The organism is Pigmentiphaga soli, assembly GCF_039541095.1.
GTDB lineage: Bacteria > Pseudomonadota > Gammaproteobacteria > Burkholderiales > Burkholderiaceae_B > Pigmentiphaga > Pigmentiphaga soli.
This window is the reverse complement of sequence record NZ_BAABFO010000004.1, coordinates 12,725-39,448: the sequence shown is the minus strand read 5'-3', so window position 1 is coordinate 39,448 and position 26,724 is coordinate 12,725. Positions and strand designations below refer to the sequence as shown.

Genomic DNA, 26,724 nt, shown 5'->3' with positions numbered 1-26,724 from the left:
GGCCCAAACGTCGAGCAATCGATTTAAGTTCAAGACCCGTTGAGCTCTAGACAAACGGCAGGCGAAGTCGCGTGCACGCGCGCAGCCACCCCGCGCAAGGCGGCGTGCGACGGAAGATCAGCGGTCGGTGGAGTCGGCGGCGGCAGCGCCGAACCGTTCGCTCAGTTCGGCCGCGGCCCGCAGCAGCAGGGAGCGTGCCTTGGCGTTGGTGCGCGGATCGAAGCGGGACATCGGCCCGGAAACCGTCAGGGCACCCGCCAGCCGGTCGTCGGCGCCGAAGACCGGCGCCGATACCGACGAGATTTCATCGCCGCCGACATTGATCGAGCTCGTCAGCACGGCTTGCGCTCCGCCCTCGGCGCGGCCCGGGCGCGCGTCGGCATACCGGCGGAATACCTGGCCGGTCGCCGTGTCGTCCAGCGGCGCGAGGCTGCCCTGGCGCATGCCGACCCGGAGCGAGCGCGCCGACTCGATGCGGTACAGGCACAGGCGCCGGTCTTTTTCGCGGATGTAGTAGGAGGCGCTTTCGCCGATTTTGTCGGACAGCATCTGCAGGACGGGCAGCACATGGCCGGACAGATCGAACGCATGTTCGTAGGCCTTGCCCAGGCGTACCGCGGCGGGGCCCAGCTGGTATTTGCCGTCGGCACGCTTGAGCGCATAGCGATGGCGTTCCAGTGAAATCAGGTAGCGGCAGATCACGCTCTTGAACAGGCCTGTCCTGGCCTCGAGTTCCGGAAGCGTAGCCACGCCGCCGCAATCTATGAACGCGCTGAGGATGTTGAGCGTTCGTTCCGCCGCGGCGACGGAGCGGTCAACGGGGGCTCTGGGCATGGGCGCTCTTGGGGGAATCCACGGGGTCTGGGTCGCAGGAAGTATACCGGAGGCCCCGGACGAGCCTCTGCCTCGGAGCGCTTGCGATCCCTTTTCATAATGATATTATGAAAAAGAAAAACCAGATCCGAAAGCGCGGATACGCCGGCCGCCGGCGCGCGGCGGTACATCAAAGAGGAGACTTATCGTGGGCACCAGAACGACGCAGGTCACGGACGCGAGCGCATGGATTCCCGCCACGCTCGAGGCGGACCAGTCCTGGCTTTTCCGCCTCGACCCGGAGGCGATGAATGAGCTGGAACAGGCACTGGCCGCCGTAAGGCAATTGCCCGTTACCGACATCCGCAAGGAGAACTTCCCGCTGGGGCGCCTGGCCGACATGCTGCGAGCGGTGTCCGCGCAGGTGGAGGAAGGCGTGGGCATGGCGGTCGTGCGGGGCTTGCCGGTACTCGAATATTCCAAGGAGGACGCCGCCCGCATCTTCTGGGGAATGGGCTGCCACCTGGGCCGGCCCGTGCACCAGAACGTGCGCGCCCACCTGCTGGGGCATGTGCGGGACGAAGGGGTCAAATACGGCCATGGCACGCGCGGCTACAACACGTCGGCCAAGCTGAACTTCCATACCGACAATTGCGATGTGGTGGGCTTGCTGTGCCTGCGGGCGGCGCGCAGCGGGGGACTGAGCCGGATCACCAGCTCCACTTCGATCTTCAACCGCTTCGTGGCGCAGCGGCCCGACCTCCTGCCTGCGCTGTTCGACGGCTTCTACTACGATCTGAAGGGCGAGCACCTGCCCGGCCGGCCGGAGATCTCGGACCACCCCATTCCCGTGTTCAGTGAAGAGGGCGGCAAGCTGAGCTGCCGCTACCTGCGCAACGCCATCGAACCCGGCTTCGTCAAGTCAGGCCGGCCCGCCACGCCGCAGCAGACGGCCGCGCTGGACTTCTTCGACGCGCAGGCCACGGCCCCGGATCTATGCTACGAAATGGAACTTGAACCGGGCGACATGCAGTTCCTCAACAACCACGTGATCGTCCATTCGCGGACCGCCTTCGTCGACCATGAGGACGAAGACCGCAAGCGCCACCTGTTGCGGTTGTGGCTGCGCACCGACCACCGGCCGCTGGCGCCCGAGTTCGCCGACCGCTTCGGCCCCGGTACCGCCCGCCTGGGGGTACCGACGCCGGAAGAGGTGGGGCTGTCGCGCGAGGCTGTACGCTGATCGGATGATTCCTGCGTACAACCTGTCGAATCTCCACCGCTAGGCCGCGCTTGGCCGGGCCGCTTCGCGCAGCCGGCGGCCGGCGGCCAGCGGCAGGTCGCGCAGGCGTACTCCGATGGCGTCGGCGATGGCATTGCCCAGCGCCGCCGAGGCCGGCCCTTGCGATGCCTCGCCGGCGCCGAGGAAGGGCGCGCCCGGGCGGTCGATCAGGTGCACTTCCACCGTGGCCGGGACGTCCGAGAACCGCATGATCGGATACCCGCTCCAATCGTAGCTCGTGATCCGGCGCGTGTCGTATTGCAACTGTTCGTACAGGGTCCAGCTGGTCGATTGCAGGATGCCGCCTTCGATCTGATTGCGCACGCCGTCGGGGTTGACGATCTGCCCGCAGTCGCAGGCCGCCACCACGCGCCCGATGCGGACCCTGCCGCTTTCGCGCTCAACCGCGATTTCCATCGCGATGGCCAGGAAGGCCATCAGGTTCTTGTACTGCGCGAACGAAAAGCCGATGCCATGCCCGGGCGGCCGCTTGCCGCGGTCTTTCCAGCCGAATTTCTCGGCCGCCAGGGCGATCACGTCGCGGCCGCGCGGGTTGCCGAGATGGCGCAGGCGGAACTCCACCGGATCGGCATTGGCCGCGCGCGCCAGCTCGTCCATGAAGCTCTCGATGGTGAAAATATTGTGGTAGGCGCCCAGCGACCGCATGGCCGATACCCGCAGCGGCATGTCGGGAATGAAATGGTGTTGCACGCGCACGCCGGCGAAGTCGTACAGCGGGATGCTGTTGCGGTCGCCGCCGCCTTCGGGCATCGGGATCGGCTTTGGCGGCGCCGGCGTGAAGGGATGTTCCAGGGCCCAGGTGGGCATCAGGCGGCCGGCGTTGTCGATGCGCTGGTTGTGCGAATTGCTCCAGATCTCGTACTGCCAGTCGATGACCTTGCCGTCGGCGTCGAGCGAGGCCTTGACGTCGGTCACCATGGCCGGGCCGAAGGGTTCCCAGGTGTGTTCCTGCTCGCGCATCCATTGCATGCGCACCGGCCGGCCCGGCACCGCGCGCGCGATCAGCGCGGCGTCGGCGGCCACGTCGTCGGCGGCGTTGTGGCCGTAGCAGCCGGAGCCTTCCACGTGGACGCAGCGGATGTTCTCCGGCGGCATCGACAGCATTTCGGCCAGGCCGGCGCGCAGCGGGAACACGCCCTGGGTATGCGTCCATACCGTCAGGCGGTCGTTCTCGAACAGCGCCACCGAGCAGGACGGACCGATCGAGCCGTGCACCAGGTAGGGCTTGGTATAGCGCGCGTGCAGGGTGCGCGCCGCGCCGCCGGCGGGCCCGGGCTGGTCGGCCACGGCGATCTCCCGCGCCGGCATCTTCATCAGCGCGGCGTGGATCTGGTCCGGCGCCGGCATGGTGTTGGTTTCTTCCCAGGTGGCGGAGGCGGCCAGTTCGCGCATGGCCTGGATGGCCTGCCATTCGTCTTCGGCCACCACCGCGAGGTAGCTGCCGTCGCGCACCACCTTGACCACGCCCGGCATGGCCTCTACCCGCGCGCTATCGACGCCGGTCAGCCGCGCGCCGTACGACGGCGGCCGCACCGCGCGCGCGTGCACCATGCCGGGCAGGCGCATGTCCTGCACGTAGCTGGCGCCGCCGGTGACCTTGCCGGGAATGTCGAGGCGCTGCATGGGCTTGCCGATCACCTTGTGGGAGGCCGGATCCTTGAGCGTCGAGACCGGCGCCGCGGGGCGGTGCAGGTCGAGGCCGTCGACCGCCTCGCCGTAGCGCAGGCTGCGGCCGTCGCCGGCCACGATGAAGCCGTTGTCGATCTTCAGCGTGTCGGCGTCCACGCCCAGGCGGGCGGCGGCGGCCTGCAGCAGCAGCGCGCGCACCTGGGCGGCGGCGTTCAGCAGCGCGGTGCCGCTGTCGGCGATCGTATGGCTGCCGGCGGTATAGCCTTCGTTCGGCGTCAGCTGGGTGTCGGCGGTGACGAAATGGATGGCCGACGGGTCGACGTCGAGCTCTTCGGCGGCGATCTGCAGCAGCGCGGTGCGCACGCCGGTGCCCAGTTCCGCCTTGCCGGTGTAGACCGTGAGCTTGCCTTGCGCGTCGAGCCGGATCCAGGCGTCGAGCATGGGGTTGGTGTTGAGGCTGCCGGGCAGCTTCGGGCCTTGGGCAGCCTCGGCGGCGTACAGGCGCGCGGCCGGCAGCAGGGTGAAGCCGACCGTGATGGCGCCGGCCGCCAGGAAGCGGCGCCGGCCGGCGTCGGCCGGTTTGCCGGTTTGCGCGGCGGAAGCGAGCGAGCGTTCGGGCGCGTTCATGATTGCGCTCCCGGCGTCGCGCCCGCCACTTCCTTGACGGCCGCGATGATGCGCATGTGGGTGCCGCAGCGGCACAGGTTCGGTTCCAGCTGCGCGCGGATTTCTTCCTCGCTGGGCGAGGCGTTGCGGTCGAGCAGGGCCTGCGCGCGCATGATCATGCCGGCGATGCAGTAGCCGCACTGCGCCGCCTGTTTGTCGATGAAGGCTTTCTGCAGGGCGCCCGGCCGTTCGGCCGAGCCCAGGCCTTCCACCGTGCGTACCGGGCGGTCGCCCACGGCCGACACCGGCAGCAGGCAGGAGAACACCGGCTCCTTGCCGACGATGACGGTACAGGCCCCGCATTGGCCGAGGCCGCAGCCGTACTTGGCGGCGTTGAGCTGGAGATGATTGCGCAGCGCGTACAGCAGCGGCATCGACGGGTCGACGTCGAGCGTGTGCGCGGTGCCATTGACGTTCAGGGTGATCATTGCGATTGGCCTTCCTTTCTGATGCCTGCCACCGTGTCCTGCAGCCCGTTCCAGGCGGGCCGGCCGGCTACCCGCACGCGCAGATAGGTCGCCACGTCGGCGATCTGGCCGTCGGTGAGCATGGTGGAAAACGGCGGCATGTAGTGCGCGCTGTTCGATCCTTCGAACGGGATGCCGCCCAGGATCAGGTGGATTACGTTGCGCGGGCTGTCGGCATTGACGGCGGTGCTCAGCGCCAGCGAGGGCCGGCCGCCGATCGCCGCCATCGGCGCATGTTCGGCGTGGCACGACGCGCAGGCCGCGGTGAACAGCGTGGCGCCGCGCTGCAGGCTGCCCTGGTCGGCGCCGGCCTCGGCGTCGGCCGCCGCCGGCTGCGGCGCGGGGGCGGCGCCGGCGTGCGGGTCGAGCGAGAGCAGGTAGGCGGCGATAGCTTGCGCGTCGGCTTCGGGCAGGTCGGCCAGCTGGCGGGTGACCGGCAGCATCGGCCCGGCGGCCGCGCCGTGTTCGCTGGCCAGCCCGGTGCGCAGATAGGACGACAGTTGTGCGGCGGTCCAGGGACGGGGCGTGCGCGACAGGGCATTCAGCGGCGGCACGTCCCAGCCGTCGATGAAGCCGCCGGCGAAGGCCTGGTCCGTTTTCTCGGCGCCGAAGGCGTTCATCGGCGTGTGACAGGACGCGCAGTGCCCGGCGCCTTCCACCAGATAGCGGCCGCGCAGCCATTGCGCGTCCTGCGCCAGCTCCGGCGAAGGCGCGGCCGGCAGGTCGCCGTCGCGCAGGAACAGCAGGTTCCAGCCGGCCACCAGCGGCCGGAAGCCGAACGGGAAGCGCAGCGAGTTGGCCGGCGGCTCCGCGTGCACCGGGTCGCGCGTCATCATGTAGGCGTAGACCGCCTTGATGTCGTCGTCGCTCATGTGGGTGAAGTGCGGATACGGGAAGGCGGGGTACAGCAGGTGGCCGTCGCGCGACACGCCGCGCCGCATGGCGCGCGTGAAGGCTTCGAGCGACCACTTGCCGATGCCGGTGTCCGGATCGGGCGTGATGTTGGTGCTGTAGATGGTGCCGAACGGCGTGCCGATCGGCAGCCCGCCGGCGAACGGCTTGCCGTGCGGCGCCGTGTGGCAGGAGGTGCAGTCGCCGATGGCGGCCACCTGCATGCCGCGCGCAAGCGTTGCCTGGTCGAACGAGTCGGCCGGCGGCGGGGACTGCGTTTCCTCGATGGCCGGCCGCCAGGCGGCGGCACAGGCCGCTACGCCCAGCAGGACCAGCACGACCACGATGGTGGTCGCCATTGCTTTCTTTCTCGTCATCCGATTACCTCGGCGGGCCATGGTCAGTCCCCGAATTCTAAGCCCGGCCAGTTGACAAATAGGCCCACGACGGCGGGAGTTTGTCCGCAAATCGGCGACAGGCAAGGTAACAGTCCTTTTCGGCGGCTCGCGCCGCCTGCCATGCCGCCGATGGCCCGAGGCAAGCCGATTTCGTGGCGTATCGACCAAAAGTTGTCTAGTATCAGAAAAAAGAAAAGGCTCGCGCATCCCACGTCATTGCCGTACCCCGCAACCAAGGAGACACCATGCGTAGCATCAGACAGTTCCTCGCCACCTTCGCTCTTGCGGCGGCGCCGCTCGCGGTCATGGCCGCGCCGGCCAAGGTCATGGCACCGGGCGGGCCGGGCGGCGGGTACGACGCCGCGGCGCGCGTGCCGCTGCAGGTGATGCAACAGGCCGGCATCTTCACCGACGGCTTCCAGGTCACCAACAAGGGCGGGGCGGGCGGCACCATCGGGCTGGCCGAATTCATCAACACGAGCAAGAACGACGACAACGCCATCATGTCGATGGGCGCCATCCTGATCGGCGGCATCATCCTGAACAAATCGCCGGTCAACCTAGACACCGTCACGCCGCTGGTGCGCCTGATGGACGACGCCGACGTGCTGGCGGTGCCGATGAATTCGCCGATCAAGACGGTCGACGACGTTCTGAAGGCGCTGCGCGCCAACCCCGGCGCGCTGCCGATCGGCGGCGGCTCGGTCGGCGGCACCGACCAGGTGGCGGCCGGCCTGATCGCCAAGAGCGCCGGCGTGGCGCCCAACAAGCTGAACTACATTCCCTACCCGAGCGGCGCCGAGCTGGTGCCGCTGCTGGTCAGCGGCCAGATCAAGCTGGCGCTGTCGGGGCTGTCGGAATTCAAGCCCTATGCCGACCAGAAACGCCTGCGCATCATCGCCGTCACGTCCGAGAAGCGGCTGCCCGGCGTGGACGCTCCCACGCTGAAAGAAGCCGGCGTCAATGTGGTGATCGGCAACTGGCGCGGCATCATCGGCGCGCCCGGCATGAGCGCCAAGGGCAAGGCCATGTGGCTCGATCGCTTCCAGAAGCTGCACGATTCGCCGCAATGGAAGAAGGCCCTCGCCGACCATGGCTGGGCCGACGCCTACCTGGCCGGCGACGATTTCGCCAAGTTCCTCGACGCCGAGAAGAAGAGCCAGCAGCAGGTGCTGCAGGAGTTGGGGCTGGTCAAGTAAGCGCACGATCGGAGCGGCGGCGGCCCCGCCGCCGTTCGGGGAGGAGCCGGCCGCAACGGCGGCTCCCGGGGGTTCAAACAACGGGAGGACAACCGATGTCCGAACAGACGCACCGCCGCCGTCCCTGGTGGCTGGGGCTGGCCGTGATCGCGATCGGCGCGGTCTGGCTGCAGCAGGGGTTCACGTTGCCTTCGGCCGGCGGCTATGCCGGCGTGGGGCCGGGGGCCTTCGTGGAGATCGTCGGGCTGGCGCTGATCGTGCTGGGCCTGGTGCTGGTCGCGCAGATGGCGCGCGGCGAATCGTTCGAGCCACAGGACGCCGAGGGCGCACAGGCCGGCGCGCCGCCGTCCACGCGCGCCTTCCTGTATGCCGCGGCGGGGGCCGCGGTGCCGCTGCTGACGATGCGGCCGCTGGGGTTCCCGCTCACCGCCATGCTGGCCTTCGCGCTGGTCACCCGCGCCTTCGGCTCGCGGCGGCTGCTGCTGGATTGCGCGATCGGCCTGGTGCTGGGCGCCATTTGCTGGGCCGGCTTCAGCGCGCTCGGCGTAACGTTGGGCGGCGCGCTGCCCTTACTGGGAATATGAGGCCCCCCCTGCGCGCTTCGCGCGTCCCCCAGGGGCGGCGCTGGCGGACCGGCGGAGCCGGATCCGCGGCACTCTGGATGAGGCGGGGCATGGTCGACGTTTTGTGCGCTGTGAGCGGCGCCTGAGAGGCATTGGTATATGGAAGCCTTGCATTCCTTGATGGCGGGGTTCGGCGTCGCGCTGCAGCCGATCAACCTGATGTGGGCCTTCGTCGGCTCGATGCTGGGCACGGCCATCGGCGTGCTGCCCGGCATCGGGCCGGCGCTGACCATCGCGCTGCTGCTGCCGGTTACCGTGAAGATCGCGCCCACGGCCGCCTTCATCATGTTCGCCGGCATCCTGTACGGGGCCATGTACGGCGGCTCCACCACTTCCATCCTGCTCAATACGCCGGGCGAAAGCGGTTCCATGATGACCGCGCTGGAGGGCAACAAGATGGCGCGCGCCGGGCGCGGCGCGGCGGCGCTGGCCACTTCGGCCATCGGTTCGTTCGTGGCCGGCACGCTGGCCACGCTGGCGCTGACCTTCCTCGCGCCCGCCATCGCCGAGCTGGCCTTTCTGTTCGGGCCGGCCGACTACTTCGCGCTGATGCTGCTGGCCTTCACCTCTGTGTCGGTGGTGCTGGGCACTTCGCGCGTGCGCGGCTTCATCGCGCTGTTCATCGGGCTGGCGCTGGGCGTGGTGGGCATCGATGGGCCGTCGGGCCAGGCGCGGCTGGCCTTCGGCTCGCCCGACCTGCTCGACGGCATCGACATCACCGTCGTGCTGGTGTCCATCTTCGCGGTGGGCGAGATCCTGTACGTGGCCAGCCGCTACATGAACGAGCCGCCGGTGGTCAATCCGCTGTCGGGCGGCACCTGGATGAGCAAGGAGGACTGGAAGCGGTCGTGGAAGCCATGGCTGCGCGGCACCGCGATCGGCTTTCCGATCGGGGCGCTGCCGGCCGGCGGCACCGAGGTGCCCACCTTCCTGTCGTACACCATCGAGCGCCGCCTCACCCGCCACAAGGACGAATTCGGCAGCGGCGCGATCGAGGGCGTGGCCGGGCCGGAAGCCGCCAACAATTCGGCCGCCGCCGGCGTGCTGGTGCCGCTGCTGACGCTGGGCCTGCCCACCTCGGCCACGGCGGCGGTGCTGCTGGCGGCGTTCCAGAGCTACGGGCTGCAGCCGGGGCCCTTCCTGTTCGTCAACAGCGCCGACCTGGTGTGGGGCCTGATCGCGTCGCTGTACGTGGGCAACCTGATGCTGCTGGTGCTGAACCTGCCCCTGGTGGGGCTGTGGGTGCGGCTGCTGCTGATCCCGCGGCCGTACCTGTACGGCGGCATCCTGGTGTTCGCGCTGGTGGGCATCTGGGGCGTGGGCACCTCGTGGGTCGACCTGCTGCTGATGGTGCTGATCGGGCTGATAGGCTATGTGATGCGGGTCTACGATTTCCCGATCGCGCCGGTGCTGATCGGCCTGATCCTCGGGCCCGACGCCGAAACGCAGCTGCGGCGCGCGCTGTCGATCGGCGAAGGCAACCCGATGATCCTGGTGTCCAGCCCGCTGTCGATCTGCCTGGTGGTGCTGGCGCTGGCGGTGCTGTTCCTGCCGGGGCTGCTGCGCAGGCTGCGCGCCAACGCGTAGCCGCGGCGGACCGGCCGTCGGCCCTGCCGGCCGCTTGCCCCGCCGGACGGGGCGGCCCCGACCGTGCTGGCCGGCGCGTTAGGCCAGCGTCATGCGGGCATCCGCGATGGCGTAGCTGCTGCCGGTTGCGATGACCGGGTTCGGGTCGATCTCGGCGATCTCCGTGTGGGCCATGGCGAAGGCCGGCACCGCCAGCAGCAGGTCGCGCAGCATGCGCCGGTCCACTGCCGGCGCTCCCCGCACACCGTCGAGCACGGCCTTATAGCGCAATTGCCCGATCATCTCCTGCGCATCGGCGGGCGCCAGCGGCAGCGCGCGGAACACGACGTCGCGTATGACCTCCACGAAGACGCCGCCGAGCCCGAACATGATGACCAGGCCATACTGGCAGTCGCGCGTCACGCCCACGATGACCTCGGTGCCGCGCTGCGCCATCCGGCGTCGCCAGCACGCCTTCGATGCGAGCCTGCGGCACGTGAGCCAATACGTCGGCGCACAGGCCGGCATAGGCTTCGGCCAGCGCGGCGCGGCCGCGGATGCCCAGCCGCACGCTACACAGTACCGCCCGCTACGCGGACGACTGCGGTTTTCGCGTGCAGGTGTTGGAAGACTGCTGCGCCAGCCCGGATGAGGCCCTGCATCGTTTCGAGATGGAGAAGATCCTGCCGCTGTTCGGCACCGTGACATCGGCCGACGCCTTCATCGCTTCGCTGGCGGGCGGGGCCGGCGCAGAGCCATAGTCCCGTCCGTCAGTTGGCCGCTTCATCCCGGCCAAAAATGAAACGATTCATTGACACTGCATGCCGCGGACGCTATCTTGCCGCCCATCATCGAGGAGGCAAGCATGGAAGGATTGACCCGGCAGGCCGGCGCATTCGCCGTATCGTTGCGCTATGAAGACCTGCCGCCGGCATGCATCGAGGCGGCCCGCATCGGGACGGCCGATTGCGTCGGCGTGATGCTGGCCGGCGCCGCCGAGCCGGGGCCCGGCATCGTCGCTTCCATGGTGTCCGATTCCTCCCGCGCCGACGCCGCGCCGCTGCTGCCGTCCGGCCGCCGCGTGGCGGCGTCCGACGCGGCGCTGATCAACGGCGTGGCGGCCCACGTGCTGGACTACGACGACGTGGCGCTGTCCGCCCATCCCAGCGCCGTGCTGGTCCCGGCCATCCTGGCCGAGGGCTGGGCGCAGCAAAGCAGCGGCCGCGACCTGCTGACCGCCTACGTGGCCGGCTACGAGGTCTGGGCGTTGCTGTACCGGCTGGAGCCGGGCGCGGTGCACGATCTCGGCTTCCATCCCACGCCGTTAGTGGGCACCATCGCCGCCGCCGCGGCCTGCGCGCGCCTGCTGCGGCTCGATGCTGCGCGGGCCGCGACCGCGCTGGCGATCAGTTCGTCGCTGGCTTCGGGGCTGGTGGCCAATTTCGGGTCGATGACCAAGTCCCTGCATGCCGGCCGCGCCGCGCAGTCGGGCCTGCTGGCGGCGCGCCTGGCGCAGGCCGGTTATACCGCATCGCCCGACGCGCTGGAGCACCGCAGTGGCTTCATGCAGGCGCATTCGCCGTCGCGCACCCCCGACGTGGCAGACCGCGATTTCGGCCTCGGCGCCGAATGGCGGATGCCGGCGCTGGGTGTATGCGTCAAGCGCTATCCGATCTGCTATGCCACCCATCGTTCGATCGACGCCCTGTTGGACTTGGCCGAAGCCCACGCCATCGCGCCCGGCGACGTCGAAGCGGTGCACGTCCACATCGGCGAAACGCAGATGCTGATGCTGCGCAACCATTTCCCGCAGACCGGGCTGGAAGCCAAGTTCAGCCTCGAATTCGCGATGGCCGCCGCGCTGGTCGCACGCCGCGTCGGCCTGGCCGAACTGAGCGACGATTTCGTCCGCCGGGATGACGTACGCGACCTGATGCGCCGCGTGCGCTACACCACCACGGCCGAAGTGGCGCAGGGCTGGGACCAGCCCTACGCGCCCGCCGACCAGGTCACGGTGACGCTGAAATCCGGCCGCGAACTGCGCGCCGATCCCGTCGCCCGCCCCAAGGGCAGCTGGGAACGCCCCCTGAGCGCCGCCGAACTGCGCGCCAAATTCCTCGACTGCGCCGCCCGTTGCCTGGGCCGGCCGGCGGCCGCGGCGCTGTTCGACCAGCTATGGAAGCTGGAAGCCACTTCCTCGGCCCGCGATCTGAAAATGAGCGCGTAGAGGGGCCTAGCTCTTTATCGCGCAGGACCGCCGCAGCACGATCTCGGTCGGCAGGATGACGTGCTGCGGCTCCGGCGGAGCGGCCGCGCCGCCGGCGGCGACGCGGTTGATCAGCGCCACCGCCGCTTCGCGTCCCATCGCTTCCAGGTTCCAGCGCACGGCGGTGATCGGCGGCGACGCCAGCTCGGCCAGATCGGTATCGCCCACGGCCACGACCGACACGTCCTGCGGCACGCGCACGCCCTTGAGCGCGAACGCGCGCAGCGCGCCGGTCAGCATCATGTTGCCTCCCATGATGATGCCGGTGGGGGGTTCTTTCAGCGCCATCAGCCGGTGCACTTCCTGGTAGGCGTAGGCCACCGTCAGGCTCTCCAGCCGCAGCAGCGCGGGATCGATGGGCAGTCCGGCGCTTTCGAAGGCCTCGGCGAAGCCGCGGTAGCGCTCGCGCCCCGGCCGGATTTTCGGTTCTCCGGTGACCAGCGCGATGCGCCGGTGGCCCAGCGAAATGAGATGGTCGGCCGCCTGCCGGACGCCATTGCGCTGGTCCGACACGACGTGATCGCATTCCTCGGGCAGCTCGCGTTCGACCAGCACGGTGGGCACCCGCGTGCCGCGGACGATGCCCGTCATGCGCGGGTCGTACTCGTCGGAGGGCGCGAACAGCAGGCCGTCCACGCGCCGCTGCAGCAGCAGCGTCAGTAGCTCCATCTCGTGGTCGGCGTCGCCGTTGCTGTTGGCGAGGATGAAGGCATAGCCGTGCCGGCGCAGTTCTTCTTCGGCCGATTTGGCGATGGCCGCGAACAGCGGGTTGCCGATGTCGGGCAGCACGCAGCCGATGGTCTTGGTCGACGCGGTGCGCATGCTCTGGGCCACGGCGTTGGGCTGCCAGCCGGTGCGCGCGATCGCTGCTTGCACCTGTTCGCGGATGCGCGCCTTGACGGCCGGGTTCTTATTCACCACGCGCGACACGGTGCCGACCGAAACGCCGGCCTCGCGGGCGACGTCGCGCATCGTGACGGCGGCGTGCGGCGCCGCCGGCGGCTTGGAGCCTGTCTTCGGCATGGTGTCGGCCGTGGGTGGCAGGCGGCGTGGCGAAGGTGCCGGCCGCCCTTGGTGACGTTTCATCGAGCGGCGTTTTTACCATCTCCGGTGGTGGGGGACAAGGCGCGTCCGCCAGCCATCGACGCCAGGTCCTGTACGCCGCGCCGGTCTGCCGGTTCGCTTCGGTAGGCTTTATCGGCTATTATTTGAAACGTTTCATAATTTCGAGAGAGCGCGCCGGCGCCCTGCGGGGAGCCCGGCCGCCGCACAGGAGCCAACATGCAGGAAGCCGCGCCGCTCGCCGGCCTGACGGTAGTGGAACTGGGAACCAGCGTCGCCGCGCCCTATGCCGGCCTGATCTTCGCCGACCTCGGCGCGCGGGTGGTCAAGGTGGAAAACCCCGATGGCGGCGACCACGCCCGCAGCTGGGGTCCGCCGTTCCACCGCGGCACGGCCAGTACCTTCATGGCGCTCAACCGCGGCAAGGAAAGCGTGGCGCTGGACCTCGCCTCGCGAAGCGGTCAGGCCGCGCTGCGCCGGCTGATCCTGGACCACGCCGACGTCGTCGTGCAGAACCTGCGGCCCGGCCTGCTGGAAAAATTCGGCTTCGACGCCGCCGCGCTGCTGCGCGACAAGCCCGCGCTGATCTGGTGCGACATCGGGGCCTTCGGCCGCGGCGGTCCGCTGGGCGGCCGCCCCGGCTACGACCCCCTGGTGCAGGCCACGGCAGGCATCATGAGCGTGACCGGCGAGCCCGGCCGCCCGCCGGCGCGCGCCGGCGTGTCGATCGTCGACATGGGCTCCGGCATGTGGGCGGTGATCGGCGTGCTGGCGCGCCTGCTGGCCCGCCGCGACGGCAACGGCGGCGGCCGCGTGGCCACCTCGCTGTTCGAGACGGGCCTGGCCTGGATGACCGTGCCGTTGGCCAATTTCGAAGCCAGCGGCCAGGTGCCCGGGCCGCAGGGCTCGGGCCAGCCGCAGATCGTGCCCTACCAGGCCTTCCGCACCAAGGACGCCTGGCTGATGGTGGCCGCCGGCAACGACGGCCTGTTCACCCGGCTGTGCCGCGCCATCGGCATGCCGGAACTGGCGGCCGATCCCGACTACGCCGCCAATCCTGCGCGCGTGGCCAATCGCGGCCGGCTGATCGCGCTGCTGGAAGAAAAATTCCTGCAGTTCGACAGCGCCGCACTGGCGGCACGGCTGGACCAGGCCGGCGTGCCGAACGCGCCGCTGCTTACCGTGGACCGCGTGGCGCGCCATCCGCAACTGGAAGCGGTGGGCATGTGCGCGCCTTGCGAAGGCGACGACCTGCCGCTGGCCGGCATCCCGCTGTCGTTCGACGGCACGCGGCCGCGTGCCGCCGGCCGCCCGCCGGCGTTGGGCGAGCACGGCACGGCCCGCTGATCTTCCGAAGGAGACTTGCTTGAAAACCGAATTCGAAACGCTCGCGCTCGACTATCCGCGCGAGAACGTGCTGCGCGTCACGCTGAACCGGCCGGAACGCGCCAACGCCATCAATACCCAGGCCGGACGCGACCTGGTCGAGCTGTTCGAGGAATTCCTGGTCGATACCCACGGCCTGCGCTGCGTCGTGCTGACCGGCGCCGGCGACAAGGCCTTCAGCGCCGGTGGCGACCTGAAAGAACGCAAGGGCATGACCGACGCCCAATGGCTGGCCCAGCACGCCATCTTCGAACGCATGGTGCGAGCCATCGCCGGGTGCCCGGTGCCGCTGATCGGCGCGGTCAACGGCGCGGCCTACGGCGGTGGCTGCGAACTGGCCGGGCTGTGCGACTTCGTCTACGCCGCCGCCCATGCCCGCTTCGCGCTGACCGAAGTCACGCTCGGCATCATGCCCGGCGCCGGCGGCACCCAGACGCTGGCGCGCGCGGTGGGCGAACGCCGTGCCAAGGAACTGATCCTGACCGGCCGTCCGTTCACGGCGCTGGAAGCGCGGGAGTGGGGCCTGGTCAACGCCGTGTACGAGTTGCCCGAACTGATGGACCGCGTGCTCGACACCGCGCTGCGCATTGCGGACAACGCGCCGATCGCCGTGCGCCAGGCCAAGCAGTCGATCCATCGCGGCCTGCAGATGTCGCTGGCCGATGGTCTGGCGTTCGAGATCGAAGCCTACAACCGGATGGTGCCGACCCAGGACCGCCAGGAAGGCATCCTGGCCTTCAACGAGAAGCGCAAGCCGCGCTTTCGCGGCGTCTAGGAGCTGCGCCATGTCCGTGCAAGAAACGGCGCGCGTGCGCGAAGTCGGGCTGCGAGACGGCCTGCAGATGGTCCACGCCATGCTCGATGCCGGTCGCAAGCTCGAATGGTGCCGGCGCGAACTGGCGGCCGGCATCGCCGACATCGAGGTCACGGCCTTCGTGCCGGCCAAGGTGGTGCCGCAGTTCGCCGACGCCGAGGAGGTGGCGCGCGGCGCGCTGGCCATGCCCGGCCTGCGGCCCGCGGCGTTGGTGCCCAACCTGAGAGGCGCGCGGCGCGCGCTCGAGATCGGCCTGAAGAAAATCGATTTCGTGCTGTCGGCCAGCAACGAGCACAATCTGCGCAACGTGCGCCGCCCCACCGAGGAATCGATCGAGGACTTCGGCCGCATCAAGGCCTGGCGCGACGAGCATGGCGCCGGCGTGGAGCTCGGCGTGGGCGTGGCCACCGCCTTCGGCTGCACTATCGCCGGCCGGGTGGAAGAGCGCCGCGTGCTGCGGATCGTCGAGCGCCTGCTGGCGCTGGGCGCCGACGAGATCACCATCGCCGACACCGTTGGCTATGCCGATCCGGGCCAGGTGGACGCCCTGATGCGGCAGGTGTTGGCGCTGGCCGGCAAGGTGCCGGTGGCCTGTCATTTCCACGATACGCGCGGCCTCGGGTTGGCCAATGTCTATGCGGCGGTGCAGGCCGGCGTGCGGATTTTCGACGCCTCGCTGGCCGGACTGGGCGGCTGCCCGTTCGCGCCCAACGCCACCGGCAACATCGATACCGAAGACTGCGTGTTCCTGCTCGAATCGCTGGGCCTGCGCACCGGCGCCGACATCGACGCGCTGCTCGAACTGCGCCGCAGCGTCGAGTCGTGGCTGCCGGGCGAACCGTTCGCCGGCGCGATCGCCCGCGCCGGCCTGCCCAAGACCTTCCGCCTCTCGGCCGGTGCGGGCCCACTCCAACGACAAGGTTGAATACCATGAACACCACCTACCCGGCCAGCGACAACGGCTTGCACATCTCGGCCGAAAGCCGCGACTACCCCGACCTGCGCGACGCGGTGCGCCGCATCTGCGCCGATTTCCCCGGCGCCTACTGGCGCAAACTGGACAGCGAGCGCGGCTACCCCAGCGAGTTCATCCGCGCGCTGACCGACGCCGGCTTCCTGGGCGCATTGATTCCCGAGGAATACGGCGGCTCCGGCATGCCGCTGCGGGCGGCCGCGGTGATCCTGGAAGAGATCAACGCCAGCGGCTGCGTGGCCAGCCCGGCGCATGCGCAGATGTACATCATGGGTACCCTTCTGCGCCACGGCAGCGAGGCGCAGAAGCGTCGCTACCTGCCGGCCATCGCCTCGGGCGAACTGCGCCTACAGGCCTTCGGCGTGACCGAGCCCACGACCGGTTCCGACACCACCCAGCTCAGGACCCGGGCCGAGCGGCGCGGCGACGTCTACGTGGTCAACGGGCAGAAGGTGTGGACCTCGCGCGCGCTGTATTCCGACCTTATGCTGCTACTGGTGCGCACCACGCCGGTCGAGCAATGTGCCAGGCGCACCGACGGCCTGTCGACGCTGCTGGTCGATTTGCGCGAGGCAAGGGGCAAGGGGCTGGAGATCCGCCCGATCCCGGCCATGATCAACCACAACACCACCGAAGTCTTCATCGAGAATCTGGAGGTGCCGGTCGAGAACCTGATCGGCGAAGAAGGCAAGGGTTTTCGCTACATCCTCGACGGCATGAACGCCGAGCGCATCCTGGTGGCCCAGGAATGCATCGGCGACGGCCGCTGGCTGCTCGACAAGGGCGTCGCCTACGCCAACGAGCGCAAGGTGTTTGGCCATCCCATCGGCCGCAACCAGGGCATCCAGTTCCCGTTGGCGCGCGCCTACGCCGAGCTTGAGGCGGCCGAGCTGATGTCGCGCAAGGCGGCGGCGCTGTTCGACGCCGGCCGGCCCTGCGGCGCCGAGGCCAACATGGCCAAGCTGCTGGCTTCGGAAGCCACCTGGCACGCCGCCGAGGCGGCCTTGCAGACGCACGGCGGCTTCGGCTTCGCGCAGGAGTACGACGTCGAACGCAAGTGGCGCGAGGTGCGCATTTACCAGACGGCGCCGATTTCCACCAACCTCATTCTTGCCTACCTGGGCCAGCACGTGCTGGGCATGCCCCGGTCGTATTGACGAAGGAACGCACGCATGACTCACAGCATTCCGTGGGGACACGAACTGGCCGTGCGGCAGGCCCGCTACGGCGGCCGGCCGGCGGTGATCGGCGCCGAAGGGCAATGCACCCATGCCGAGCTGGCGACGCGCGCCAACGGGCTCGCCCGCCACCTGCTCGCGCGTGGCGTGCGGCCCGGCGAGCCGGTAGCCGTCTGCCTGGCCAACGGCCCGGCCGCGGTCTGGGCCAGCTACGGCACGATGCTGGCCGGCGCCGCCGAAACCCCGGTCAACCCCCATCTGTCGCCGCCGGAGATCGCCTATTGCCTGCGCCTGGCGTCGGTGCGCCACGTGGTCACGGATTTGGCGCGCCGCCAGCTGTTCGGCGACCTGGGCTGTGAGGTCCACCTGGTCGATGACGGCAGCATCGGGACCGCCGACTGCGATCCCGCCCTGTCCGCGCGGGCCGATGATTGGGGCCGCCTGGTGTTCACCTCGGGCACCACCGGCAAGCCCAAGGCCATCGTCTGCAGCCATCGCGGCCGCTGGACCGCCAACCTGCTGCTGCGCGCCAGTCTGCCGTACCAGCCCGGCGCGCAGTCCAGCATCCTGCTGATGACGCCGTTCCCATTCGGCGCCGCGCTGCTGTCCTATGCCTACCTGGACGCCGGCGCGTCGGTGCACCTGTTCGAAGGGGTGGACGTGGGACGGGTGCGCGCGCTGTTGGACGACGGCCGCGTGGACGCCATCTTTGCGCCGCCCACGGTGCTGGCCAAGCTGGCCGACGGCCTGACCGGCCATCGCTACGGCGGCGTGCGCGCCATCTTCTGTGGCACGTCCACGCTGCTGCCCGATCTGTACCGCCGTGCGCGCGAGATCTTCGGGCCGGTGGTGCGCGTCACCTACGGCAAGTCCGAGGTCTACAACCCGATCACCTACCTGTCGCCCGAGGAATGCGATGCGTGGTATGGCGCCGATCCCGCTTCGCAGCCCGGCGTGAGCCTGGGCTGGGCCGCCTCGGGCGTAGAGCTGGCCGTGCGCGACGGCGACGGCCGCGACCTGCCGCCGGGCGAAACGGGCGAAATCCACATCCGGGCCCAGCACATGCTGGCCGGCCACATCGACGCCGAGGGTTTCCATGCGGTCGGCCCCGGCGATTGGCACGCCACCGGCGACATGGGGCTGCTGTCGGCGCACGGCGAGCTGATGCTGACGGGGCGCGCCCACGACGTCATCAAAAGCGGCGGCTACAAAATCTTTCCGCAGGAAATCGAGACAGTGATCGGGCCGGCGGCCGGCTCCGCGCCGGTGGTCGCCGTCGGCCTGCCGTCCGAATACTGGGGGCAGGTGATCGTGGCGGTGGCCGAGCGCCCGCCGGCCGGCTGGGACGCGGCTGCGGCCAGCGCGGCCGGGCAGATCGCCAAGTTCAAGCGCCCGCGGGCCTATCTGTCGGTCGATGCCTTGCCGCGCGGCTCGCAGGACAAGATCCAGCGCGCCCGGGTGGTCGACCTGGTGCTGGAACGCTACCGGCTGGAGGACGGCCCGCATCCGCGCCTATTGCCCCGCGAACCGGTCTGATTACGCCTTGCTGGAATAACGTTTCACTTGCAGGGCAGTATTCCCCAGGTCGCGAGGAGGGCGAGATTCCCCTGCAATGGTGTACCAATCGCTGTTGTCTCTATCTTATTCCTGTGGCACACTGCGACCCGAAAATTAAAACGTTTCACCAAACTTTAAGAACGATCTGATTTGCACCGCCCCTCCGGGCGGGCGCCCGATTGAAGGAGACCGACTTGAAATTCACGACAACGATAGGCGCGGCCGTCCTGGCCATCGCCGCGGTTGGCACCGCCCATGCCGACGGCTACCCCAGTCATCCGGTAACCATGCTGGTGCCCAGCTCCGTGGGCGGCCCCACCGACGCGCTGGCCCGGATCCTGGCTGACTCCATGGCAGGCCCGCTGGGCAACACGCTGGTGGTCGAGACCAAGGGCGGCGGCGCCAGCGGCACCATCGGTGCGTCGATGGTGGCCAAGGCCCCGGCCGACGGCTACACCATCCTGCTCTACAACATGTCGCATGCCACTACCGGCACCTTCTACGACAACCTGCCGTACGAGCCGCGCACGGTGTTCCAGGCCATCGGCCTGATCGCCGATGTGCCGATGGTCATCGTCGGCCGCCCTGACCTGCCGGCCTCAAATCTGCAGGAACTGATCGCCTACCTCAGGAGCAAGAAAGATGGCGCCGCCGTCGGCCACGCCGGTCCCGGCACCGCTTCCCAGCTGTGCAGCATGCTGCTGCAGCAGGCCGCAGGCGTTCCCATCACCAGCGTCGCCTACAAGGGCGCCGGCCCGGCCATGGTCGACCTGATGGCCGGCCACATCGACCTGGTCTGCGACCAGACCACCACCACGCTGGGGCCGGTCACCGCCAAGCGCGTCAAGGCCTTCGCCGTCACGTCGAAGAATCGCGTGGCCAAGCTGCCCGACCTGCCCACTGCGTCGGAGGCCGGCCTGCCCGGTTTCGAAATGGTCGTCTGGCACGGCCTGTACGCGCCCAAGGGCACGCCGGAGCCGGTGGTGGCCAAGCTCGAGAAGTCGCTGCAGACCGCGCTGGAAGACCCCAAGCTGCGCGAGCGCCTGGCCGAACTGGGCGCCCAGCCCGTTTCGCGCGACCGCGCCACACCAGAAGCCCTGCAGAAGCACCTCGAAGCCGAAATCGACCGCTGGGCCCCGATCATTCGCAAGAGCAACGAAGCCGCTCAGCGCTAAGGCCGGAAGCCGGTCCGGGATGCTTCCCGGACATCGCCGGCGCACGCCGCGGGAACACGCCGGGTCGTGACCATGGAATCCCCTGCCGCGCGCAGCGACGCGCGATGTCGCGCCATGTGTAGCGCGGCTTGGCTTCGTAAACCAAGAGCGGCGGGCTCGTCCATATGTCAGCCATCCCGAACTCAGCTGCACAGCCCGGGAATCCATGCCGGCAGCCAGAAGGGAAATGTTGCCCGGCGCCAGCCACGCCTTGAACGCCAAGGCGCAAACCGCGGCGAGAATCACGGCCCCCAGCAGCCGCAGGAAACAATGGCGGACGGCGGCCGCGTTCACGTGGCCGCCATGGCGGGTGCGACGCGCAGGATCTGCCGATCGTCGATGGGCCAGTGCAATGCAGCGGCCAGAACGCCCAGTCCCATTGCGCCCAGCCAGACCGGATCGTAGGACGGGTGGCGTCGAACACATAGCCGCCCAGCCAGACGCCGAAGAACGAGCCCAACTGGTGGCCGAAGAACGTGAAACCGAACAGGGTACTCAAATAACGGACGCCGAAAACACGCCAGAGCACGGCATTGGTCAGCGGCACCGTTCCCAGCCATAGCAGGCCCATTGCCGCGGCGAACAGATAGACGCTCCATGTGCTCGGTGGCAGCAGTGTGAACAGTGCCATCGCCGACGTACGCGCCAGGTACAAGCCCGACAGCAGGTATTTCTGGCGATACCGTCCGCCCAGCGGCATCCCGGTGTCGATGTGCGCTGTTGGCAAACAACCAGATCGTCGATCTCCGCAACGAGGGCATCGATCTCGCGGTCCGCTATACCTGCGCCTCGTCGGTGCCGCCCGGATCGCGCCGCCTGTTCGGCGAGACCATCGCGCCCGTGGCCCATCCTTCGCTTGCGGTGAAATCGCTTCGTTCCGGTTCTTGGCTTTCAAAACTGACGCTGCTGGAGTTCGACGATGCCCGCTATCCGTGGCTGCAATGGCGCACCTGGCTGGAGGCTGCCGGCCGCAAGGACGCGAAGCCGCGCGCCTTCGTGCATTTCAACCAATACGATCTGGTGATGCAGGCTGCGCTTGCGGGCCAGGGCGTGGCCTTGGGGCGGCTTGAATTGATCGCGCCTCAGGTCGATGAAGGCAGGCTGGTCGTGATCGACCCGCCGCGGCATGGCGCGGCAATCGCGCACGGCCATTGGCTAATCCATGCCGAGGCGCAACCGCGCCGCGAAGTCACCGATGTGGCGGCGTGGATCGAAGCCGAAGCATCGGCGCCGGCGTCCGCCTGACACAAAGGGCGGCCCCCGACGGCAAAAAAGCCGCGCGGCTTTCGTGGCCGCGCGGCTTGCTCCTCCGTACTCCGCCGGGTTCAGCGGCCCGGGGCGCAGGCGGCGATCAGTTCGGGCAGGCTGTTCTTAGAGAAGTTCAGCGCCGTGGCGATGGCCTTTTCCTGCTGCGCCGGGCTCAGCACGTCGGCCGTCAGGTTGCGGAACTTGGCGGCCAGTTCCTCGTCGGTGAACGGGTCGCGGTAGTCGCCCTTCGGATAGGGCAGTTCCTTGACCACGGTCTGGCCGTTGGTGAGCTTGATGGTCACGCGCGAGGGGCGGTCGGGCGGGAAGACGGCGTCCATCGCCTTGTCGTGGACGCAGGTGATCTTGGCCATCATCGCCTTGACTTCCGGCAGCTCCCATTTGCGGGCGCGCAGTTGGCCGATCTCGTACTTGCCTTCCACCAGCGAGATCGCGACGATGTACGGCAGGCTGTGGTCGGCCGTCTCGCGCTCGTCCACTTCGTAGCGCGAGGTGCCGCCCATGCCGTTGACCATGTCCTCGATCAGCCAGCCGAAGCCGTCCACCGTCACGTGTTCGATCTTGTCGGGGGTGATGCCGTGTTCCTTCACCAGCGCCAGCGAGATGTCGATCGCGGCGTGGTTGATGTAGGCGGCCGGGTAGCGCTTCAGGCAGGTCAGCGGCAGGCGCCACTTGTCCATCGGCGCGGTCAGCACGCTCCAGTCGCATTCGCCCAGCACCTGGTTGCCCAGGCCGCGCTGGCCTTCGAACACTTCGCGCGCGCCGGTCAGGCCTTCCTTGGCCAGATAGGCGGCTTCCACGCCGTGCGCGGCCGAGATGCCGGCGCTGGCGCCCTTGAGCATCGACATCTGGCCCACGCGCACTTCGCCCAGCGTGGGGTAGCAGCCGGCGATGGCGATGGCGTTGGTCAGGCGTTCCTGGTCCAGGTGCAGCAGCGCGCCGGCGGCGGCGGCGCTGGCGATGGTGACCAGCGTGGTCTGGTCCCAGCCGCGGGTCTTGAAGAACGACGACTTGGTGAATTCGCAGCAGCGCATCTGCACTTCGAACGCGATCAGGATCGACTTGATCACGTCGATGGTGGACGACCCTTCGGCCTCGGCCACCGCCAGGCAGGCGCCGATGTTGTCGCTCGAGTGCGCCGGATTGTTCGAGAAGTAGGTGTCGTTCATGTCCAGGTCGCGGATCATGGCGCTGTTGACCATCGCGGCGCCCATGGCGGACGACTTCTCGCCGGTGGCCAGCAGAGTGGCCTCGGCCGTGCCGCCGATGCGCTTGGCCCAGCGGCGCATCACCTTGACGGCGGGGGAATCGGCGGCGCCCAGGGCGCAGGCCATGCTGTCGAGGATCAGCCGCTCGACGGCATGTATGGTTTCGGGGGTCAGGACCGCGCTTTCCATCGCGGTCGAGATCTGTCTGGCCAACTGTTCGGCTATGGTTTCGGCGCGCACTTCGTGTCTCTCCGTTCGGCTTGATTTGCGGACGCCGAAAGAGCGGGCCTCCGGCGGTGTGCAGGCAATTTAGCAAGGCGCCCGATAGCTCGCAAGAATATCGGGCTATCATGTCATCGCTGCCTGTTATCCTGAGGAGACGCCGAAATGAAGCTGCGGCAACTGCAGTATGTGCTGGAAATCTATCGCAACGGCAACCACATGACGGCCGCGGCGGATGTGCTTCACACCTCGCAGCCGGGCATCAGCAAGCAGATCCAGCAGCTCGAGGCCGAGCTCGGCTTCGAGGTCTTCGCCCGCCAGCGCAACAAGATCGTGGGGGTGACCGAGCCGGGCCGCGAGGTGATCGCGATCGCGCAGCGCATGCTGGCCGATGCCGAGCGCCTGCGCCACTTGGGCGAAACGTTTTCCAAGACCAGCGCCGGCAGCCTGACGGTGGCCACCACGCATACCCACGCGCGCTACGTATTGCCGCAGGTGATCGAGCGTTTCGTGCGGGAATATCCGGAGGTGCGGCTGGTACTGATGCAGGAAAGCCCGGTGCAGATCCGCGAGTTGGTGGCGGCCGGCAGCGCCGACATCGCCATCGGCACCGAGCCCGAAAAAGCCTTCCCCAGCCTGGTGGCGCTGCCGGGCGTGGTGCTGCCGCGCAGCGTGGTGGCCAAGGCCGGCCATCCGATCCTGAAAGCCAAGCCGCTGACGCTGCACGAGATCGCCAAGTATCCGATCCTTACCCACGGCCACAGCGGCAACTGGAAGGTGCTGGGCGCGTTCCGCAAGGCCGGCATCGAGCCGAACGTGGTGTTCGGCGCGCTGGACGCGGATGTGAGCAAGACCTATGTGAAGCTTGGGCTGGGCATCGCCGTGCTGACCACCGCCGCCTTCAGCGCCGAGGACGATCGCGGCCTGCGGGCCATCGACGCCAGCCACCTGTTCCCGTCCAGCACCACCTATATCGCGCTGCGCGCCAATACCTATCTGCGCGGCTTCGCCTACGACTTCATCAATTTCATGGCGCCGGAGCTGACGCCGGACGTGGTGAAGGCGGCGCTGATCCGCCCGTCGTCCGGCCACAGCGGAGAAGTGTGACGCAAGGCGGCGGGCGGCCGGCCCGGGGGCAGTCAGGCCCCGATTTCGCGGGCCGACGACACGCGCCCGTCGGCCTCGGTTTCTTCCAGCCGGACCTTGAAGCCCCACAGCCGCGACAGGTGCTTGAGCACTTCGCCGGCGTCGTCGGCCGCCAGCGGGCGGCCGCGCGTTTTCTGGTGACGCAGCACCAGCGAACGGTCGGTGTCGCGGTTGTACCGCACCACCTGGATGTCAGGCAGAAGCGCGTCGCGGTTGTACTGCTGTGCCAGCAGCTTGCGGATCCGGCGGTAGCCGTCGTCGTCGTGGATGGCGTCGATCTCGAGCTTGGGTTTGGCCTGGTGGTCGGCCACCGCGAAGAAGCGAAAATCGCGGATCAGCTTGGGCGACAGGTACTGCGCGATGAAGGACTCGTCCTTGAAGTTGCGCATCGCGAAATCCAGCGTCTTGATCCAGTCGCTGCCGGCGATGTCGGGGAACCACAGGCGGTCTTCTTCGGTGGGGTGCTCGCAGATGCGGCGGATGTCCTGCATCATCGCGAAGCCCAGCGCGTAGGGGTTGATGCCGCCGTAGCCGCGCTGGTCGAAGCCGCGCTGGCTGACCACGTTGGTGTGGCTCTGCAGGAACTCGATCATGAAGCCGTCGTTGACCTGGCCCTTCTCGTGCAGCCGGTTCAGCAACGTGTAGTGCCAGAAGGTCGCCCAGCCTTCGTTCATGACCTTGGTTTGCGTTTGCGGATAGAAGTACTGGGCCAGCTTGCGCACGATGCGCACCAGTTCCTTCTGCCAGGGCTCGAGCTTGGGCGAGTACTTCTCGATGAAGTACAGCACGTTTTCCTCGGGCTCGGGCGGGAACACGGCGCGCTTGGCCTCGTCGTCGGCCGGGGCGCTGGCGGTCGGCACCGTGTGGGCCAGCAGGTCGTCGTACTGGCGGCGCTCGTGCTCGTCGCGCGCGGCCTGGCGTTCGGCCTCGGCCTTGTACGAGATCGGGTGCGGGCGCTTGTAGCGGTCCACGCCGTGCGACATCAGCGCGTGGCAGGAGTCGATGATGTCTTCCACCGCGCCGATGCCGTGGCGGTCTTCGCAAGCCATCACGTACTTGCGCGCGAACACCAGGTAGTCGAGGATGCCGTCGGCGTCCGTCCACTGGCGGAACAGGTAGTTGCCCTTGAAGAAGGAGTTGTGGCCGTAGCAGGCGTGCGCCACCACCAGCGCCTGCATCGCGATGGAGTTTTCTTCCATCAGGTAGGCGATGCAGGGGTTGGAGTTGATCACGATCTCGTAGGCCAGGCCCTGCACGCCGGTGCGGTAGGCCTGTTCGTGGCGGATGAATTCCTTGCCGTACGACCAGTGCGGGTAGCCGATGGGCAGCCCGGCCGAGGCGTAGGCATCGAGCATCTGCTCGGAGGTGATGATCTCGATCTGGTTCGGGTAGGTGTCGAGCCCGAATTCCTGCGCGGCCTCGGCGATCGCCTGGTCGTAGCGCTGGATCAGCTCGAAGGTCCACTCCGATCCGGTGGAGATGGGCCCCTTGAGGGCGGGGGCCGGATCGCCGAGCGTTGCTATCGTGCTCATGGGTGGGCCCTCCTGTCGCTGCGCGACATCCTCCCCAGGGGAGGGAGCGCGCATCGAAGGGCGGCCGTGCGGAGTGCGCTCATGCGGCCTCCTTCCTGAACAAATCATGGAATACCGAGAAGATCTCGCCGCGCTCGCGGATGCGCCGCATCACGAAGTGCTCGGCGGTCTCGCGTTCGTACTCGGCCCACAGGCTGGTCTTGTGCGACTCGCCCGGTTCCGGGATCTCGATGTAGGCGAAATAGCGCGAGGCCGGCAGCAGGTGCTCGGACAGGAAGCGCGCGCTTTTGGCGGCGTCCGCGCCGAACGAGTCGCCGTCGCTGGCCTGCGCGGCGTAGATGTTCCAGGTGGACGGCGAGTAGCGGTCTTCGATGATCTCCCGCATCAGTTCGAGCGCCGACATCACCACCGTGCCGCCGCTCTTCGGATCGTGGAAAAAAGTGTCTTCGTCGACTTCTTCGGCGTTGTCGGTGTGGCGGATGAAGACCACGTCGAGGCGTTCGTAGCGGCGCGTGAGGAACAGGTACAGCAGCGTGAAGAAGCGCTTGGCCAGGTCCTTCTTGAACTCGCTCATCGAGCCCGAGACGTCCATCAGGCAGAACATCACCGCGCGCGCCACCGGCGCCGGCACCGCCACCCGGTTGCGGTAGCGCAGGTCGATCTCGTCGAGGAAGGGCGCGCGCGCCAGCCGCGAGCGGAAGTCCGCCACCGTGCGTTCGAGCTCTTCGATCTCGTCGGCCGGCGCGCCGGCACGGCGGGCCTCGTCGAGCTTTTCCTGGGCCGCTTCGAGTTCGGTCTGCACGGCCGGCGCGCCGAGCGCGATGCGGCGCGACAGCGAGGTGCGCAGCGTGCGCGCCACGCTCAGCGTGCTGGGCGAACCGGTGGTGGTGTAGCCGGCGCGTTGCCACTTGGTCTGGTTGACCTCGCCCAATTGGGTGCGGACCAGGTGCGGCAGTTCGAGGTCTTCGAAGAAGAGATCGAGGAATTCCGCGCGCGACAGCGTGAAGGTGAACTGGTCCACCGACTCGCCTTCGCCGGGCTCGCCCTGGCCGGCGCCTTCCTGGCCGTTGGGCCGTGGAATGGTGTCGCCCTTGGCGAACTCGCGGTTGCCCGGATGGACGATCTCGCGATCGCCGCCCGCGCCGTGGTGCAGGGTGGGTTCGGAGATGTCCTTGGCCGGCAGCGAGATGTCGCCGCCGGCGTCCATCTCTTTCATCGAACGTTCCTGCACCAGGTCGCGCACAGCCCGGCGGATCTGCTGCTTGTATCGCCTGAGAAAGCGTTCGCGGTTGACCGCGCTTTTGTTCCGGCCGTTGAGCCGGCGATCGATAAGTGAACTCATACC

23 protein-coding genes and 1 pseudogene are annotated in these 26,724 nt (G+C 68.5%); 14 read left to right on the top strand and 10 right to left on the bottom strand.

The genetic code is table 11. From position 1 onward, the window contains the following. Positions 1-117: 117 nt before the first annotated feature. The gene (locus ABD927_RS05120) at positions 118-834 is read right to left on the bottom strand and encodes an IclR family transcriptional regulator (protein ID WP_345247004.1); all 717 of its coding nucleotides are present in this window, start codon (positions 832-834) and stop codon (positions 118-120) included. A gap of 187 nt (positions 835-1,021) precedes the next feature. Between ABD927_RS05120 and ABD927_RS05115 the strand changes: the two genes are divergently transcribed. Then, positions 1,022-2,056: a TauD/TfdA family dioxygenase gene (locus ABD927_RS05115; protein WP_345247002.1), complete on the top strand. Its 1,035-nt coding sequence runs from the start codon at positions 1,022-1,024 to the stop codon at positions 2,054-2,056. Positions 2,057-2,095: 39 nt separating this feature from the next. On the opposite strand, the gene ABD927_RS05110 is transcribed toward ABD927_RS05115, so the two are convergent. From ABD927_RS05110 to ABD927_RS05100, 3 genes are read right to left on the bottom strand one after another with little or no spacing between them, the layout of a single operon-like run. After that, positions 2,096-4,372, bottom strand: coding sequence for a xanthine dehydrogenase family protein molybdopterin-binding subunit (locus ABD927_RS05110; RefSeq protein ID WP_345247000.1), 2,277 nt, complete (start codon positions 4,370-4,372; stop codon positions 2,096-2,098). Next, positions 4,369-4,839 (bottom strand): (2Fe-2S)-binding protein, encoded by a 471-nt coding sequence (locus ABD927_RS05105; RefSeq protein WP_345246998.1) that lies wholly within the window; start codon positions 4,837-4,839, stop codon positions 4,369-4,371. The genes ABD927_RS05110 and ABD927_RS05105 overlap by 4 nt, the downstream gene beginning before the upstream one ends. Further along, positions 4,836-6,146: a cytochrome c gene (locus ABD927_RS05100; protein WP_425570183.1), complete on the bottom strand. Its 1,311-nt coding sequence runs from the start codon at positions 6,144-6,146 to the stop codon at positions 4,836-4,838. Before ABD927_RS05100 ends, ABD927_RS05105 begins: the two co-directional genes overlap by 4 nt. A gap of 266 nt (positions 6,147-6,412) precedes the next feature. Between ABD927_RS05100 and ABD927_RS05095 the strand changes: the two genes are divergently transcribed. From ABD927_RS05095 to ABD927_RS05085, 3 genes are all read left to right on the top strand, one after another. Continuing rightward, positions 6,413-7,366 carry a tripartite tricarboxylate transporter substrate binding protein gene (locus tag ABD927_RS05095; RefSeq protein ID WP_345246994.1) on the top strand — a complete coding sequence of 318 codons (954 nt, stop codon included), beginning with the start codon at positions 6,413-6,415 and terminating at the stop codon, positions 7,364-7,366. 95 nt (positions 7,367-7,461) lie between these two features. After that, complete coding sequence (locus ABD927_RS05090) at positions 7,462-7,950, top strand: tripartite tricarboxylate transporter TctB family protein (protein ID WP_345246992.1); 489 nt, start codon at positions 7,462-7,464, stop codon at positions 7,948-7,950. A gap of 138 nt (positions 7,951-8,088) precedes the next feature. Then, positions 8,089-9,576, top strand: coding sequence for a tripartite tricarboxylate transporter permease (locus tag ABD927_RS05085; protein ID WP_345246990.1), 1,488 nt, complete (start codon positions 8,089-8,091; stop codon positions 9,574-9,576). A gap of 78 nt (positions 9,577-9,654) precedes the next feature. On the opposite strand, the gene ABD927_RS05080 is transcribed toward ABD927_RS05085, so the two are convergent. Next, a complete protein-coding gene (locus ABD927_RS05080) occupies positions 9,655-10,011 on the bottom strand; it encodes an acetate--CoA ligase family protein (RefSeq protein ID WP_345246988.1) in 357 nt (118 codons plus the stop codon). Positions 10,012-10,112: 101 nt separating this feature from the next. On the opposite strand from ABD927_RS05080, the gene ABD927_RS05075 reads away from it, so the two are divergent. Next, positions 10,113-10,316 (top strand): isochorismatase family protein, encoded by a 204-nt coding sequence (locus ABD927_RS05075; protein ID WP_345246985.1) that lies wholly within the window; start codon positions 10,113-10,115, stop codon positions 10,314-10,316. Positions 10,317-10,420: 104 nt separating this feature from the next. Further along, entirely contained in the window at positions 10,421-11,782 is a 1,362-nt protein-coding gene (locus ABD927_RS05070; RefSeq protein WP_345246983.1) for an MmgE/PrpD family protein, read from the top strand. 6 nt (positions 11,783-11,788) lie between these two features. Here ABD927_RS05070 and ABD927_RS05065 read toward each other — a convergent pair whose 3' ends face one another. Continuing rightward, complete coding sequence (locus tag ABD927_RS05065) at positions 11,789-12,844, bottom strand: LacI family DNA-binding transcriptional regulator (RefSeq protein ID WP_345246981.1); 1,056 nt, start codon at positions 12,842-12,844, stop codon at positions 11,789-11,791. A gap of 258 nt (positions 12,845-13,102) precedes the next feature. Here ABD927_RS05065 and ABD927_RS05060 point away from each other — a divergent pair, with 258 nt between their 5' ends. The 6 genes from ABD927_RS05060 (at position 13,103) to ABD927_RS05035 (ending at position 19,966) form a co-directional block, all read left to right on the top strand. Then, positions 13,103-14,230, top strand: coding sequence for a CaiB/BaiF CoA transferase family protein (locus ABD927_RS05060; RefSeq protein ID WP_345246979.1), 1,128 nt, complete (start codon positions 13,103-13,105; stop codon positions 14,228-14,230). A 19-nt stretch (positions 14,231-14,249) separates the two neighbouring features. Beyond that, positions 14,250-15,044 (top strand): enoyl-CoA hydratase/isomerase family protein, encoded by a 795-nt coding sequence (locus ABD927_RS05055; RefSeq protein ID WP_345246977.1) that lies wholly within the window; start codon positions 14,250-14,252, stop codon positions 15,042-15,044. A gap of 10 nt (positions 15,045-15,054) precedes the next feature. Continuing rightward, complete coding sequence (locus ABD927_RS05050) at positions 15,055-16,008, top strand: hydroxymethylglutaryl-CoA lyase (RefSeq protein WP_345246975.1); 954 nt, start codon at positions 15,055-15,057, stop codon at positions 16,006-16,008. Between the two features lie 5 nt (positions 16,009-16,013). Beyond that, on the top strand, positions 16,014-17,213 hold the full coding sequence (locus ABD927_RS05045; protein ID WP_345246973.1) for an acyl-CoA dehydrogenase family protein: 1,200 nt from the start codon (positions 16,014-16,016) through the stop codon (positions 17,211-17,213). Between the two features lie 15 nt (positions 17,214-17,228). Continuing rightward, entirely contained in the window at positions 17,229-18,770 is a 1,542-nt protein-coding gene (locus ABD927_RS05040; protein WP_345246971.1) for a class I adenylate-forming enzyme family protein, read from the top strand. Positions 18,771-18,985: 215 nt separating this feature from the next. Next, the gene (locus tag ABD927_RS05035; RefSeq protein WP_345246969.1) at positions 18,986-19,966 is read left to right on the top strand and encodes a tripartite tricarboxylate transporter substrate-binding protein; all 981 of its coding nucleotides are present in this window, start codon (positions 18,986-18,988) and stop codon (positions 19,964-19,966) included. Positions 19,967-20,295: 329 nt separating this feature from the next. Here ABD927_RS05035 and ABD927_RS05030 read toward each other — a convergent pair. Continuing rightward, positions 20,296-20,699, bottom strand: a pseudogene (locus ABD927_RS05030) (MFS transporter); the annotation flags it as partial. A gap of 26 nt (positions 20,700-20,725) precedes the next feature. Between ABD927_RS05030 and ABD927_RS05025 the strand changes: the two are divergent. Then, positions 20,726-21,250, top strand: coding sequence for a LysR substrate-binding domain-containing protein (locus ABD927_RS05025; RefSeq protein WP_345246967.1), 525 nt, complete (start codon positions 20,726-20,728; stop codon positions 21,248-21,250). Between the two features lie 80 nt (positions 21,251-21,330). On the opposite strand, the gene ABD927_RS05020 is transcribed toward ABD927_RS05025, so the two are convergent. Then, on the bottom strand, positions 21,331-22,719 hold the full coding sequence (locus tag ABD927_RS05020) for an MmgE/PrpD family protein (protein WP_345246965.1): 1,389 nt from the start codon (positions 22,717-22,719) through the stop codon (positions 21,331-21,333). Positions 22,720-22,866: 147 nt separating this feature from the next. Here ABD927_RS05020 and ABD927_RS05015 point away from each other — a divergent pair, with 147 nt between their 5' ends. Next, positions 22,867-23,808, top strand: a complete 942-nt coding sequence (locus tag ABD927_RS05015; RefSeq protein ID WP_345246963.1) for a LysR substrate-binding domain-containing protein — start codon at positions 22,867-22,869, stop codon at positions 23,806-23,808. 32 nt (positions 23,809-23,840) lie between these two features. Here the strand turns inward: ABD927_RS05015 and ABD927_RS05010 are convergent, their stop codons facing one another. Further along, positions 23,841-25,379 carry a SpoVR family protein gene (locus ABD927_RS05010; RefSeq protein WP_345246961.1) on the bottom strand — a complete coding sequence of 513 codons (1,539 nt, stop codon included), beginning with the start codon at positions 25,377-25,379 and terminating at the stop codon, positions 23,841-23,843. A 79-nt stretch (positions 25,380-25,458) separates the two neighbouring features. Continuing rightward, positions 25,459-26,721, bottom strand: coding sequence for a YeaH/YhbH family protein (locus ABD927_RS05005; protein ID WP_345246959.1), 1,263 nt, complete (start codon positions 26,719-26,721; stop codon positions 25,459-25,461). Positions 26,722-26,724: the final 3 nt, after the last annotated feature.

Bases quoted from the DNA above. Each gene is read 5' to 3' on its own strand.
- ABD927_RS05075 (WP_345246985.1), top strand. From the start codon at position 10,113: ATGCCCAGCCGCACGCTACACAGTACCGCCCGCTACGCGGACGACTGC.
- ABD927_RS05065 (WP_345246981.1), bottom strand. From the start codon at position 12,844: ATGCCGAAGACAGGCTCCAAGCCGCCGGCGGCGCCGCACGCCGCCGTC.
- ABD927_RS05100 (WP_425570183.1), bottom strand. From the start codon at position 6,146: ATGACGAGAAAGAAAGCAATGGCGACCACCATCGTGGTCGTGCTGGTC.
- ABD927_RS05090 (WP_345246992.1), top strand. From the start codon at position 7,462: ATGTCCGAACAGACGCACCGCCGCCGTCCCTGGTGGCTGGGGCTGGCC.
- ABD927_RS05095 (WP_345246994.1), top strand. From the start codon at position 6,413: ATGCGTAGCATCAGACAGTTCCTCGCCACCTTCGCTCTTGCGGCGGCG.
- ABD927_RS05015 (WP_345246963.1), top strand. From the start codon at position 22,867: ATGAAGCTGCGGCAACTGCAGTATGTGCTGGAAATCTATCGCAACGGC.
- ABD927_RS05085 (WP_345246990.1), top strand. From the start codon at position 8,089: ATGGAAGCCTTGCATTCCTTGATGGCGGGGTTCGGCGTCGCGCTGCAG.
- ABD927_RS05080 (WP_345246988.1), bottom strand. From the start codon at position 10,011: ATGGCGCAGCGCGGCACCGAGGTCATCGTGGGCGTGACGCGCGACTGC.
- ABD927_RS05070 (WP_345246983.1), top strand. From the start codon at position 10,421: ATGGAAGGATTGACCCGGCAGGCCGGCGCATTCGCCGTATCGTTGCGC.
- ABD927_RS05105 (WP_345246998.1), bottom strand. From the start codon at position 4,839: ATGATCACCCTGAACGTCAATGGCACCGCGCACACGCTCGACGTCGAC.
- ABD927_RS05120 (WP_345247004.1), bottom strand. From the start codon at position 834: ATGCCCAGAGCCCCCGTTGACCGCTCCGTCGCCGCGGCGGAACGAACG.
- ABD927_RS05050 (WP_345246975.1), top strand. From the start codon at position 15,055: ATGTCCGTGCAAGAAACGGCGCGCGTGCGCGAAGTCGGGCTGCGAGAC.
- ABD927_RS05045 (WP_345246973.1), top strand. From the start codon at position 16,014: ATGAACACCACCTACCCGGCCAGCGACAACGGCTTGCACATCTCGGCC.
- ABD927_RS05040 (WP_345246971.1), top strand. From the start codon at position 17,229: ATGACTCACAGCATTCCGTGGGGACACGAACTGGCCGTGCGGCAGGCC.
- ABD927_RS05110 (WP_345247000.1), bottom strand. From the start codon at position 4,372: ATGAACGCGCCCGAACGCTCGCTCGCTTCCGCCGCGCAAACCGGCAAA.
- ABD927_RS05010 (WP_345246961.1), bottom strand. From the start codon at position 25,379: ATGAGCACGATAGCAACGCTCGGCGATCCGGCCCCCGCCCTCAAGGGG.
- ABD927_RS05005 (WP_345246959.1), bottom strand. From the start codon at position 26,721: ATGAGTTCACTTATCGATCGCCGGCTCAACGGCCGGAACAAAAGCGCG.
- ABD927_RS05060 (WP_345246979.1), top strand. From the start codon at position 13,103: ATGCAGGAAGCCGCGCCGCTCGCCGGCCTGACGGTAGTGGAACTGGGA.